This is a genomic window from Micromonospora sp. NPDC005197, from assembly GCF_040608295.1.
Lineage (GTDB): Bacteria > Actinomycetota > Actinomycetes > Mycobacteriales > Micromonosporaceae > Micromonospora.
Genome location: NZ_JBEXHY010000003.1, coordinates 1 through 12,967, shown reverse-complemented (window position 1 = coordinate 12,967; position 12,967 = coordinate 1). Strand labels below are relative to the sequence as shown.

General features: G+C 67.0%; 11 protein-coding genes and 3 tRNA genes. 13 read left to right on the top strand and 1 reads right to left on the bottom strand.

The genetic code is table 11. The annotated features are described in order from the left end of the window. Positions 1-3: 3 nt before the first annotated feature. The gene (locus ABZU46_RS02055) at positions 4-396 is read right to left on the bottom strand and encodes a hypothetical protein (RefSeq protein ID WP_354854334.1); all 393 of its coding nucleotides are present in this window, start codon (positions 394-396) and stop codon (positions 4-6) included. 50 nt (positions 397-446) lie between these two features. Between ABZU46_RS02055 and ABZU46_RS02050 the strand changes: the two genes are divergently transcribed. The 13 genes from ABZU46_RS02050 (at position 447) to nusG (ending at position 12,858) form a co-directional block, all read left to right on the top strand. Next, the gene (locus ABZU46_RS02050; protein ID WP_354854333.1) at positions 447-2,222 is read left to right on the top strand and encodes a replication initiator; all 1,776 of its coding nucleotides are present in this window, start codon (positions 447-449) and stop codon (positions 2,220-2,222) included. Further along, entirely contained in the window at positions 2,219-2,404 is a 186-nt protein-coding gene (locus tag ABZU46_RS02045; protein WP_141911181.1) for a helix-turn-helix domain-containing protein, read from the top strand. The genes ABZU46_RS02050 and ABZU46_RS02045 overlap by 4 nt, the downstream gene beginning before the upstream one ends. After that, on the top strand, positions 2,401-3,837 hold the full coding sequence (locus ABZU46_RS02040) for a site-specific integrase (RefSeq protein ID WP_354854331.1): 1,437 nt from the start codon (positions 2,401-2,403) through the stop codon (positions 3,835-3,837). The genes ABZU46_RS02045 and ABZU46_RS02040 overlap by 4 nt, the downstream gene beginning before the upstream one ends. 177 nt (positions 3,838-4,014) lie before the next feature. Continuing rightward, a complete protein-coding gene (locus ABZU46_RS02035) occupies positions 4,015-5,769 on the top strand; it encodes a hypothetical protein (protein ID WP_354854330.1) in 1,755 nt (584 codons plus the stop codon). 1,461 nt (positions 5,770-7,230) lie between these two features. After that, positions 7,231-9,759 carry a bifunctional diguanylate cyclase/phosphodiesterase gene (locus ABZU46_RS02030; protein WP_354854328.1) on the top strand — a complete coding sequence of 843 codons (2,529 nt, stop codon included), beginning with the start codon at positions 7,231-7,233 and terminating at the stop codon, positions 9,757-9,759. Between the two features lie 93 nt (positions 9,760-9,852). Beyond that, a tRNA-Thr gene (locus tag ABZU46_RS02025) sits at positions 9,853-9,925 on the top strand. 24 nt (positions 9,926-9,949) lie between these two features. Beyond that, positions 9,950-10,022: transfer RNA gene (locus tag ABZU46_RS02020), tRNA-Met, on the top strand. 132 nt (positions 10,023-10,154) lie between these two features. Next, positions 10,155-10,322, top strand: coding sequence for a 50S ribosomal protein L33 (gene rpmG / locus ABZU46_RS02015; protein ID WP_007073056.1), 168 nt, complete (start codon positions 10,155-10,157; stop codon positions 10,320-10,322). Between the two features lie 125 nt (positions 10,323-10,447). After that, entirely contained in the window at positions 10,448-10,894 is a 447-nt protein-coding gene (locus ABZU46_RS02010; RefSeq protein ID WP_354854326.1) for a MaoC family dehydratase N-terminal domain-containing protein, read from the top strand. 1 nt (position 10,895) lies between these two features. Further along, positions 10,896-11,288, top strand: coding sequence for a MaoC family dehydratase (locus tag ABZU46_RS02005; RefSeq protein WP_354854324.1), 393 nt, complete (start codon positions 10,896-10,898; stop codon positions 11,286-11,288). 129 nt (positions 11,289-11,417) lie between these two features. Beyond that, positions 11,418-11,490, top strand: a tRNA-Trp gene (locus tag ABZU46_RS02000). 213 nt (positions 11,491-11,703) lie between these two features. Further along, entirely contained in the window at positions 11,704-12,096 is a 393-nt protein-coding gene (secE, locus tag ABZU46_RS01995) for a preprotein translocase subunit SecE (protein ID WP_234583446.1), read from the top strand. Between the two features lie 39 nt (positions 12,097-12,135). Continuing rightward, positions 12,136-12,858 (top strand): transcription termination/antitermination protein NusG, encoded by a 723-nt coding sequence (nusG, locus tag ABZU46_RS01990; protein ID WP_354854322.1) that lies wholly within the window; start codon positions 12,136-12,138, stop codon positions 12,856-12,858. Positions 12,859-12,967 lie beyond the last annotated feature (109 nt).

Here is a 12,967-nt window from a genome sequence, read left to right as displayed (position 1 = left end):
GTCTCACCGCACCGGCGCAACGCCGAACTTTTCGATCATGAATCGCCAAAACAGCGGTATTGCTTCCTCGCTGGGGCGAGCGATCACGTCGTCTCGCCCGGACGTGCTCCGGTGCTCGATAAGAACGGCGCCGGGGCCAATCAGTCCGGACGACGGCGACCGCACGATGACTACCTCGACCGGCGGGTCCTCTGGTACCGGGCGGGCAGCGACCACCAGGTCATGCATGGAGGTGAGGCCAGCCAGCCGCGAGGCTCCGTCGCAGGCAAGGACGCTGTCCACGATCGCGGCCATGTGTTCGAAGTCAGGATGCTGCTCGGCGAAGTCGTGGAACCGAACCGCGATCTCCGGCCAGGGAACCTCCTCGAACTGGTAGGCCCAGCCTCTCCACATCACCGGCAGAGCATCCCAGGTCCGGACCTCGGCGTCTCGGCCGGAGGTGCCGCATGACTGGTACGGCGGTCGCCCCGCCGACCCTGCCCGGCCTCGCCCCTGTCGCCCCGGCCCCGGCTGCCGTTCCTCGGCCGGGGTCGCGGGCGGCCCGCATGGCGCTGCCCCGCTCGATCGACGTGCTCAAGGACATCGCCATCGAGTACGGAGTCTGCGTCCGTCCGCTCGCCATGCGCCGCACCGACCTCGACACCGGCCTGACCGAGGTCATCGACCTGCCCTGCGGCGCGACCCGCGAGGACAAGTGCCCGCCCTGCGCCAAGAAGAACCGCCGGCTACGGCAAGCCCAGATCCGCGAGGGCTGGCACCGCGACGACGAACCGCTACCCGGCCCGGAACCCGCCGCCGAGGCGCAGAAGTCCCTGATCCTGTTCCGCGCGCACCTGGAGTTCTCCCGCGACGAGGCCGTACGCGGCGCGCAGTGGGACCAGGTGACCGACCTCGACGAGGCGATCCGTGAGGTTGAGGAAGCCATCGCCACTGAGGGCCTGCGCGGGCGCGTCGGGCCACCTCACGTCACCAACGACGAGGACCAGGACGACGAGCCCGGTCCACGGCGCAAGCGCTCCACCAAACGGCGCCAGGACGCCCCCGAACTGCCCCGGCGCAAAGTTGAGCGCCGCACCGTCGGCAAGACCTACACCGCCCCGGACGGCTCCACCTACCAACCGTCGATGTGGCTCACGCTCACCCTCGACTCGTACGGCCCGGTCCGCCCCGACGGCACCCCGGTCAACCCGGCCAGGTACGACTACCGCCGCGCCGCCTGGGACGCCGTCCACTTCCCTCGACTTCTCGACTGGTTCTGGCAGAACCTCCGACGCTGCGAGGGCTGGAACGTCCAGTACGCCGGCTGCGTCGAGCCGCAACGCCGCCTCGCCCCACACGCGCACTTCGCCATCCGGGGCACCATCCCTCGCGACGTGCTGCGCACCGTCGCGGCGGCTACCTATCACCAGGTGTGGTGGCCCTCGGTCGACGTGCAGCGGTACACCCTCGACCGGCTCCCGATCTGGGACGAACAGGCAGCGGCATGGGTCGACCCCGACACCCGCGAGCCCCTGACCACCTGGACGGAAGCCCTCGACACCATCGACGACGACCCAGACGCCGAACCCGTGCACGTCGTCCGCTTCGGCGCCCAAGTCGACGCCCGCGGCGTCATGCCCGGCACCGAGGACGCCGAGCGCACCATCCGGTACGTCACGAAATACATCACCAAGCACACCGGCGACTGCCACAAGGCAACCACCGACCAGCAACGCAAGCACCTCGACCGGCTCTGGCAGCAACTCCAGCTCACGCCCTGCACCGACCGGTGCGCCAACTGGCTGCTCTACGGCGTCCAGCCGAAAAAGGCGCACGCCAAACTCAAGCCCGGCCGCTGCAAGGGCAAGGTCCACCAGCGCGACACCCTCGGCATCGGCGGCCGGCGCATCCTCATCTCCCGCGACTGGTCCGGCAAGACCCTCGCCGACCACAAGCACGATGCGCGGGCCTGGGTGCGGGCGCTGCTCGGCGTCACCACCGACGGCACGCAGCTCGTCGACGACCAGGGCGACACCACCGAACGGGTCCGGCACGCCTGGGAACTCGCCCGACCCGACGATCCCGACGTCGGCCCGATGACCCACCGGCTCATGCGGTCGATCAGCGAACGCGCCCGCTGGCGGTCTGAACTGCTCGCCGCCAAGGACCGGGCCGCGCAGGGGTCGGCAGATCTTTCGGCAACTCAGCACAGCGAACAGCATGACGGGGAGGAGACGCAGTGACCGAGGAGTTGTTGACCGTGCCGGAAGTGCTCGCCGAACTGCGCGTACCGCGTTCGACCTGGTTCTACTGGCGGCAGACCGGCAAGGGACCACGGGTGATCAAGCTCCCGAACGGGCAGCTTCGCGTCCGCCGGTCGGCGCTCGGTCGGTGGCTCGGCGACCTGGAGCAGGACGCCGCATGAAGAGCTACGAGGTCCAAATCTGGGAGATCGGTAAGCGCGCTGACCGGAAGGCGCGGCCGTGGCGGGTCCGTTGGGCGGTGAGCGGCCAGCGCTTCGAGGACATGTTCCGTACCAAGGCCCTGGCGCACTCGTTCCGCGCCGAGCTGGTCCAGGCGGCCAACGCGGGGGAGCCCTTCGACCGGGCCACCGGCCGCCCGGTCTCCGAGGCCAGAACCAAGAACCCCACTACCTGGTACGCGCACAGCCGCGCGTACGTCGAAATGAAGTGGCCTCGCGCGGCGGCCAAGACTCGGCGCTCGATTGTCGAAGCGCTGACCTCGATCACGGTGACCCTGACCCGGCCGACCAAGCGGGGCCGACCGACTGACGCCCTGCTTCGTGAGGCGCTGTACCTCTACGGCCTCAACCCGCGCCGTTGGTCCGAGGAGATCCCGCCCGACCACGCGGCGGCGCTCGCCTGGCTGGAAACCGCGTCCCTGCCGGTAGTCGAACTCGACTCGCCCGCGATGGTCCGCCGCGTCCTCGACAGCCTGTGCGTACGCCTCGACGGCAGGCCCGCGGCTGCCTCCACCGTCCAGCGCAAGCGGGCCACCTTCTACAACGTGCTCGGGTACGCCGTCGAGCTGGAGCTGATCGCTTCCAATCCGGTCGACCGGGTCCAGTGGACCGCCCCCGAGGTGGCGCAATCCATCGACCGGCGGGTGGTGGCGAACCCAGCCCAGGTCGCCACGCTGCTGGAGGCGGTGAAATCTCTCGGCAAACGGGCCGACAAGGTCACCGCGTTCTTCGGCTGCCTCTACTACGCGGGGATGCGTCCCTCGGAAGCCGCGGACCTCCGGCGAGAGGACTGCGACCTTGCCGGCCGGTGCGCCGACTGCGGGGCCGACTTCGACGATCTGGCGGCGGTCAAGCCTTCCAAGTCCTGCGTTCACGAGAAGATCGAACATCGCTGGGGTCGCCTGGTGCTCGCCGGCACTTTGCCGCGCGCCGGGTCGCACTGGACCGATGACGGCGGTTCGCACGAGCGGCGTGGACTCAAGCACCGGGGGAGGGCGGAGACTCGTACGGTCCCGATCCCGCCCCGGCTCGTCGAGCTGCTGTGCGCGCACGTCGAGAATTACGGGGTCGGCCCAGACGGCCGGTTCTTCCGGGGCTTGCACGGCGGGCCGCTCTCCGAGTCGGTCTACGACCGGTGGTGGAAGCTCGCCCGCGAGAAGGCGCTGACGGAATCGCAGGTCGCCTCGCCGCTCGTCCGCCGTCCCTACGACCTGCGGCACGCGGCGGCCTCGCTCTGGCTGAATGCTGGCGTCCCGCCGACCGAGGTCGCCCGGCGCCTGGGCCACGGCGTCGCCGTCCTGCTCCGTGTCTACGCCAACTGCATCGACGGCGGCGACGACACCATCAACGAGAAGATCGGCGATGCGCTCGGATGATGACCACTCGGGGTGTCGCGTCGCCTAAAAGATGAAAGAATTACGCCCTCTTGTTCGCGTTGCACGTCGTAGAGGCTGTTGCCTCGTGCTTGCGCTGAGTCGCTAAGGTTGATGTGTTATGGCCGTCGTTCGATGAGTGGGTGGCCGATGGGCTTGTTGCAGACAATAGTTCTCTACGTGCTGCTTGGCCTCTATCTAGCCGTAGGGGGCGTCGCGCTGGCTCTTTACTTCACGGTCGGGCGAAAATTTCGCACTTCCGAGTCGATGCGCCGTGCTGAGGTGCAGGATTACTGGCGAAGGGCCAGTCGATCAAGGATCGCTGCCATGCGCGAGGCAGTCCTGGTGTTCCTTGGAATTGTGCGATCGGCTGCCTGGTGGCCGTTCGCCGCCGTCGTGGCGTCCTCTGCCAAGGGCGACACTGTTGAGGAAATAAATCAGCGGACTAGGCTAAATCAATACAACCACCTTGATTCAGCGATGCTGCTGGCTGCCGTGATTGCATTCATTGGATTAGGCTGGAATTTGGAGGATTCCACGCCGGTGCGGGTGTGGCTACTCCTCTTCCTTGTCATTCTGATGCTCCGTCATCTGTCGATACTCTTCTCGGCGGACGGTTACTACGCTACCTTTCGCATCCGCCCCGGCCGTCCTTACATAGGCTTCCTATTGGCAACCGCAGGCGACGTTATCTGCCTGCTTGTAATAGCTATCGCCGTCTCCACAGAGGTGAGCCGCGGTCGAATCGAATTCGACATGGAGGCCCTGCGGTCTGTTCCCTTGGAACTCCTTCCGCAGAAAGTGGCGCAGGCAGTTTACGGTGACTGGCCGAATATTCTGACGCGCCAAGCTTTGGTCTACGCCGATGCCGTGCTGGTCTACTTCCTTCTTTTGACAAGGGTCACGCGCGTAGACAAATTCCGCCGTAGTGATGAAGATGGCTTGTCAGTGGCCATGAAATACGCCGCTGTTGGCGACTTTGCGAACGCTGAGAAGTGGATAGCCCGAGGTAGGGGCGACCGCAGAGCCGCCCAATTGAGTGCTCTCGTGGCGGTGGGAGTCGGTCGACTGCCGAAAGCCTGGGAAGAAATGGAACGGTTTCTCAAGATGTATCCTGGCGAAGTCACCGCCGACGGGATCTGGAGCAATTTGTGGATCGGGACCCACCGATTGCCGCTTGACTCGGAGCGAACGTGGGATCTGTACTTGTTGGGTTTCCAGCGCGGCGCTTCTGACGGAACCCTCGCTCAGGCGGCCGATGGTGCGAGCTTCTCGATGCGCATCGACCTCCGAGAACTCGGGCAGCGGCTCGAAAGTCATAGAATTGATAAAGACCTGTATCCCATTTGTTGTGCGATGCAGCTGCTTGTGCAGGGCGAGATTGAGGGTTCGCTCGAACTGCTACGGTCCGTTGCTGACGCGCGCAGTGACTGGGACGGCTTGGTCGCCCTGGCATTGGCTGCAGGCATCGGCCTTGCCGTCGCGAGCACCTCAAGTGATGAAGTGACTACTGGTGATCCGATTGCTGAGCAAGCTAGGCGTTACCGTCTATACGCTTCGACCATTGCCAGTTTCGTCGACACGGTAGCGGTGATCGACATTTCCAGTTTGCTGCCATCGCAACGCAACTTCCTGGCGCATACCCTAGGTCACCTGCTGCCGGTGACTAGCGAACTGCAGCCGCGTCGGGTCGGGCAGATTGAGCAGCTCATTGTTGAGTTGCTCGGAATTGATCCGGACAGGCTAAATCATTGGCTCATCAAACAAGATGCTCTGCGGAAGAAAGTGATGGGATTGACTAATCCCTTCTCCGTGGTTCTAGACGATGAAGTGGCACGGTTGAGTGCGCCGCAGCCGAGACGGGATCGATCCACAAGTGGGGGTGATCAGTTGGCAGTAAACCCAGTCAACAGCGGGCTGACTGAAGATCTCTAACGTGTCGTCCGGGGCTTCGGCCCTGGGCTTGGGCAGATCGTGGGCGGCATAGCGTCGGGCGGCTGGCCAGCGGCATTAGCCACCAGGTCAAGGTGAGGGGTGCTGCAGAACCGTAGACGCCCTGTAAATCCGTCGCGAAAGCTACAGAGGTTCGAATCCTCTACCCGCCACCAGGTGCAGACACGGCCCCTGACCAGCAGAGATGCTGATCGGGGGCCGTTGTCGTTTGTCCGGCCGCGTCCAGCCGTTACCGACTGGTTGTGGGTATGTTGATCATGTCGCTGTGAGGTCTGCTGCGGATGCTCGTGCTCCGGGAACCGGAGGCGATTTCCTGACGGATGCCGGCCCGGATCGGCCTGCAACCGAAGGCCGTTGTCTCTTGATGTGCACGACCGGCTCTGCACAGGGCTCGTGTCACCCTCCTGGTGCCTCGCCGCCGACCGGCGTCGTGGCTGCGATGTTGCTGACGAACCGGCTCGGGCTGCTGGGGTTGGGGTTGCCCGGGCCAGCACATTGGTTGGCTCACCATGCCCAAGGTGCATCTCCGGGTAGAGCACCCGGGGTGCCCCAAAGGAGGCTCTGCTCCTGCTCGGCTGCCACAGGGTTGGGCCCAACTGCCGGACGTGCTCCCCATCGCCATGGCGACGGGTCCCGCCACGCAGCTACGTCGAGGGGCCTCTCCATCCTGGGCCCACTGGAACAAGGCGGGTACTTCACGGCCCACGAGGTGCCGGAGGCCGAAATGTGGGCCCCGTTCCGACTGCCGCGGTAGGACACCGCCACGCCGGCTTGAGCGCCCGTACGCCTGATGGCGCACGCAACTTGCATCTTTGGGGGTCGATGGGATTGCGTAGGTGAGCTGCATCTATGCTGTTAATGGTCGAGCGGCGGCAGGAGGCGTCGTCCATGTGAAATGAACCCGACGAGGTACTGGCGAGATGGCGCGGAGCCGGTATGGTGGTCGATGGCCGGACTTAAGGCGCGCGTTCGGGTCACGCAGACTGATGTTACTGAGCGTAACGTTCGAACCGGATGTGTCGAGTGCTTATAGGTGGACCCGGATTGCGTTGAAGGTCGTTTTCAGCACTGCGCGCAGCGGTGAACTGTCTCGCAAGCTCGTGATCTGGCCCAGTGCGACGAGGGCGGTGGGCCGAACGGCGGGAAGTAACAGACGGTGGTGCCAGTCGGGCGGCCACCACTTCTCTGGTTGCCCGTGCTGTGGCACGATCGTGGAACCTCCACTACCCCACGAGACCTTCCGACAGGAGCAATCTTATGTCTGGTCGTAGGTTGGGCCGGCTGTATGGCTCGCTCCTCATCCTTGCCGCCGTCGCCACCATGGTCATCGCCAACCACGGTGTACCCGCCGATTTGCACCTCACGGACGTCGTCTGGGTCTGACGACCCCTGTCCGACGGGCCACCGCTTGTCAAGGGACACGCCACACCGCCAGGGAGCGGAATGATCGCGCGGGACCAGTCGAGGCGCAGGTCGTCGGAAGACGCCTGGATCATCACCGCTCCGCTGATCCTTCTGGCTGTCGCCTGCGCAACCCTCACCGGTCTGGTCTCCGACCGGCCGTTCGGCGACTGGCACTGGGCAGCGCTCCTTCTCGCGGCGATGATCGCCGCGGGTCTGCCGCTGCTGGTGCTGGTCGCCCGCCGGCAGTCGGTGGCCATGACGCTTACCGAGTTGCCGCTCGTCTTGGCGCTCTACTTCCTGCCGCCGCTGACGGTCGTCGTCATCTACACGCTCGCGTCCCTGGTCACCCAACTGCGACACCGGATCACGGCGCCCAAGGTGTGGTTCAACGTGGCGCGGGCCGCCGCCGGGACGTCGCTCGCCACTCTCGTCCTCCAGGCGTTGCCGCCGAGGTCGGGTGTCGGCCCGACGACGTGGGTGAGTCTCTGCTGCGCGATCAGCGTGGTGTTCCTGGTGAGTCTCACCGCCGTCATGTCGGTGCACACCCTGTTGCAGGGCTGGCAGGCCGGCCGGGAAGCCCTCCGCGCGGCGCCGTCACTGCTCCTGACCGCAGGCATCAACGTCGCCGCCGGTCTGGTCGTCCTGATCCTGATCAAGGCGTCCTGGTGGTCGTTGGTGCCCCTGGCCGCGCTGGCGGCCGGGCTCGCTCTGGTCTACCGCTCGTACACCCAGTTCTTTCGCCAGCACCGCACGCTCACCGACATGTACGAGCTGAGCATGGCGGTCGCGGCCAGCGGCCAGGACGGCACCCTCGTCGACGCCCTGCTCGGCCGGGTGCGCGCGCTGATGCAGGCCGAGTACGCCACCCTCTGGCTGCCCGCACAGGGCCGTCACCCCGAGATTCTGCTCACCGCGCGAGTCGAGGATTCTGGCCTGCTGGATCTGTCCCTGACCCCGTCGGCGTTGCGGGAGAAGGTGTTGGAGACCGCTCGCCCGGTGACTGTCGGCCGTGGCGTGACAAGTGATCCCGAGTTCAGGGCCAGCCTCGCCGAGCGGGGGGTCAAGGACACAGTGGTCGTTCCGCTCCGCTCAGGTGGTGTGGTGATTGGGACACTCGAGGTCACCAACCGGCTCGCCGACCCGCTGTACTTCACCCAACGCGATATCTCGGTATTCGAGACGGTGGCCGCCCACGCCTCTGTGGCGCTCGAAAATTCGCGACTTGTCGACCGCCTGCGGCACGACGCCTACCACGACACCCTGACGCGGCTGCCCAACCGGCGGCGCATCACCGCAGCGCTGGACGAGTCGGTCAAGGTTGGCGCGCCGGGTGAGGTGGTGGCGTTGCTGCTCTTCGACGTCGACGGATTGCGCCAGGTCAACGAGTCCCTCGGCCACGCCGCCGGGGACAAGGTGCTCGTCGAGGTCGCCAACCGGCTGCGGGCCAGCGCGCCGTCGTCGGCCCTGGTGGGTCGCGTCGGTGGGGACGAGTTCCTGGTGACCCTGCGTCTGGAGAACGCCGACGCCGCGCTGGAGTTGGCCGAACAGCTGCGCGACCAGATCCGCGACGAGATGGTCTTCGACGCGCTCACCCTGGACGTGAACACCGCCGTCGGGGTCGTCGTACACCCGGATCATGGCAGCGATGCCGCGACCCTGCTGCTCCGCGTCGATCTGGCGGCGAACGCCGCCAAATCGGTGCCCGGCAGCGTGCAGTTGTTCAACCCGGGCCTGGAATCCCGGTCGTTGCGCCGGCTGGGTCTCGCCGGTGACCTGCGTCAGGCGTTGGACCAGAACGAGCTGGAGGTCTACTTCCAGCCCAAGGTGACCTTGCGGGACCGGCGTCTGCTCGGTGTCGAGTGTCTGGCCCGGTGGGAGCACCCGACGCACGGCACCGTCGCTCCCGAGGACTTCGTGGCGGTTGCCGCGCACACCGGCCAGTTGAGTCGGCTCACCGAGGTGGTGCTCCGCGAGGGTCTGCGGCGCAGCCGGGACTGGGCCGAGGCCAACCAGCCGCTGCCCATCGCGGTGAACCTCGCCGCCCGTACGCTCACCGACCAGCACTTCCCGGACCGGGTGCAGGAGCTGTTGACCGAGTACGGGGTGCCGGCGCAGCGCCTCACCCTGGAGATCACCGAGTCGGGGGTCCTGGACGGCACGGACCGGCCGATCCCGACGCTGCGCAGGCTCCGCGATCTCGGCGTCCGGCTGTCGGTGGACGACTTCGGCACCGGTGACTCCTCGCTCGCCCACCTGCGCCGGCTGCCGGTGCACGAGGTGAAGGTGGACCGGTCCTTCGTGCAGGGCATGGCGACCGATCCGGGGGACCTGGCGATCGTCAACGCGGTGGTGACGCTCTCCCAGCAGTTCGGCCTGGCCGTGGTCGCCGAGGGTGTGGAGAGTGAGCTGACCCTGGAGCTCCTTCAGGACATCGGGTGCGAGATCGGCCAGGGCTTCCTGTTCAGTCGACCGCTGCCGTACGAGCGGTTGGCGGCCTGGTTCGGCGCTCAGGTCGACCCCGAAACGATCTCCGGTGGGGAGCTTCCGCGGCTGCGTGTCGTGCCCTGAGCTGGGCGTAGACGATCACCAGGGATCCGATTTCACCTGTCGAGCCGGGCCGTGTACTCTTACTTCTGCGCGCCCCACGGGGAGATCGCGCAGGCCCCCTTAGCTCAGTCGGCAGAGCGTCTCCATGGTAAGGAGAAGGTCTACGGTTCGATTCCGTAAGGGGGCTCGAGGGTTCAGCTGGACCCACCGCGGCGGTGTAGCTCAGATGGCAGAGCAAGCGGCTCATAATCGCTGTGTCGCCGGTTCAAGTCCGGCCACCGCTACTCTCGTCTTCCGGGCTCGTTCCCGGTGGTCGTGGAGATGGGCGCCACTGGCGCCCACTTTGCATGTCCGCGCAGTCAGCGTCTAGGCTGACGCGTCGTAGTTGTTTCCGTTAGCGAGGAAGGCACTCCGCCGTGGCGAAGGCTACCGATGTCCGGCCGAAGATCACTTTGGCGTGTGTGGAGTGCAAGGAGCGCAACTACATCACGCGCAAGAACCGCCGGAACGACCCCGACCGCATCGAGCTGAAGAAGTTCTGCCCGCGCGACGGCCGGCACACGGTTCACCGCGAGACCCGCTGATCTCTGGCCGGCACACGCCGGCCATTGACGAAGCCTTCCCAATCGCCGATCTGACCGGTACGGCGCGGCTCAGCCGCTGCCTGCCGACCAGATCGGCGATTGTGCTTCCCGTGTAGGTTCGCGGCATGTCTCTGGACCCTTCCTTCGTCGGACGGACGTATCCGCCGACCGCCCCCTACCAGGTGGGCCGAGAAAAGATCCGTGAGTTCGCCACGGCCATCGGCGCCACCGACGCGGCTCACCACGACCCGGTGGCGGCGCAGGCGCTGGGCCACCCGGACGTGGTCGCCCCGCCGACCTTCCCGGTGGTCGTCACCATGGCGGCGAGCCGCCAGATCATCGAGGACCCGGCCCTGGGTGTGGACTACAGCCGGCTGGTGCACGGCGATCAGCGGTTCGCGTACATCCGGCCGGTGGTCGCGGGTGACGAGCTGGTCTGCACCAACACCATCGAGGACGTCAGCAGCCGGGGCGGGCACGGCTTCCTGACCACCCGCACCGACGTGAGCACCGTCGCCGGGGAACCGGTGGTCTCCGTCTGGGCCCGGTACGTGATCCGTGGGGAGGGCTGAGATGGAGTTGCCAGCCAAGACGTTCCGGGTGACCCGGGCGGACCTGGTCCGCTACGCCGGCGCCTCGGGTGACTTCAACCCGATCCACTGGAGCGACCGGGTCGCCACGAAGGTGGGGCTGCCCGGGGTGATCGCGCACGGCATGTTCACGATGGCCCTGGTCGGTCGGGCGGTCGCCGAGTGGGCCGGGGCGCCCGACGCGGTCATCGAGTACGGGGTGCGGTTCACCCGGCCGGTGGTGGTCCCGGACGACGACCAGGGGACCGAGATCGAGGTGACCGCGCGGGTCCGTGAGGTGACCGAGGACGGCCTCACCCGGCTCGATGTGACCGCGACCTGCCTGGGGGAGAAGGTGCTCTCACAGGCCCGGGCGACCATCCGGACCGCGCGCTGAATCGGGTCCGCCACGCGTGGCGGGGAGACCGGTTGGGAAAGTCGGGTGCCTACCCGTACACTGGTCCGCCGTGGGGCAAGTGACCCCTGCACGGTCGTCTGTGACCGCGTGGGGCGAGTGTTGCCGCACAGGGGTGTAGCTCAATTGGCAGAGCAGCGGTCTCCAAAACCGCAGGCTGCAGGTTCAAGTCCTGTCACCCCTGCGCCTCAGGCCTGACCGTTCCCGTGGGTCGCGCCGCCGACAAGGCGGCGTCCGGCCCGTGGTGGTGGCATCGGCGGGGTGGTTCCGAGGCATTCGGGGCCCCCGGTTGATCCACCGGCCGCGGCCCGTCGCGGGACGGTTTGGCCCGGCCGGCGTGACCAGCGCCGCGCACGCCGCCCGGCGTGCGACCCGAGATTCCGCGACGGAGGGCGAAGTGGCCGACAACAAGCGGCGCGGCGAGGACGCCGGCGACGATCGTCTGGACGACGAGATCGTCGACGACGTAGCCGACGACGACGCCTCCGGCGCGGACGAGCCGGTCTCCCGGGGAGGCACCGCGACGCGGTCCCGCGCCCGGGCTGAATCGGCGGACAGCCGGCCGACCACGCGGTCGGAAACCGGTCGGGTGGGCGTGTTCGGCCGCATCGCCCGGTTTTTCCGCGAGGTCGTTGCCGAACTGCGTAAGGTCATCTGGCCGACCCGCAAGGAGTTGCTGACGTACACCGCCGTGGTGGTCACGTTCGTCGCGGTGATGCTGACGATCGTGGGCGTGCTGGACTACGGCTTCGCCAAGGTCGTGTTGTTCGTCTTCGGCAACTCGGACTGACCGGCTGTCTCCAGCCGATAGTGACGGAAGTGAGCGAGCGTGCCTGAGTACGACGAGACCGCCGGACCGGTGGACGAGCAGTCCACGGTCGCGACGGCGGCTGGTGACGAGTCGGTTGAGGCCGCCAGCGAGCCGGAGTTCCCCACCACCGAGCCTGCGCCGGACGAGGAGTACGACCCGGTCGCCGAGCTGCGGCAGAAGCTGCGCTACGCCCCGGGTGACTGGTACGTGGTGCACTCGTACGCCGGTTACGAGAACAAGGTGAAGACCAACCTCGAGACCCGGATCACGAGCCTCGACATGGAGGACTTCATCTACCAGGTCGAGGTGCCGACCCGGGAAGAGATCGAGGTCAAGAACGGTAAGCGTTCGCAGATCCAGGCCAAGGTCTTCCCGGGCTACATCCTCGTCCGGATGGAGCTGACCGCCGAGTCCTACTCGTGTGTCCGCAACACCCCGGGCGTGACCGGCTTCGTGGGCGCGACCGACCGGGCCGACCGGCCGGCGCCGCTCTCCCTCGACGAGGTGCTGAAGTGGCTGGCGCCGGCCGTCGAGACCGAGCAGAAGAAGGCCAAGCCGGAGATCAAGGTCCTCGACTTCGAGGTCGGCGACTCGGTCACCGTCACCGACGGCGCGTTCGCGTCGCTGCCGGCCACGATCAGCGAGATCAACGCCGACCAGCAGAAGCTCAAGGTGCTGGTGTCGATCTTCGGCCGGGAGACCCCGGTGGAGCTCAACTTCAACCAGGTCGCCAAGATCTGACCGGTCGTCGGCGGCGGGCCCGGCCCGCCCCCGCCGGCGCGCGGTCCCCCCACCCCACCACCAACCCGCCCCCCGCGCCGCCGCCCGGCCGCCAAAGAAAACTCACCCC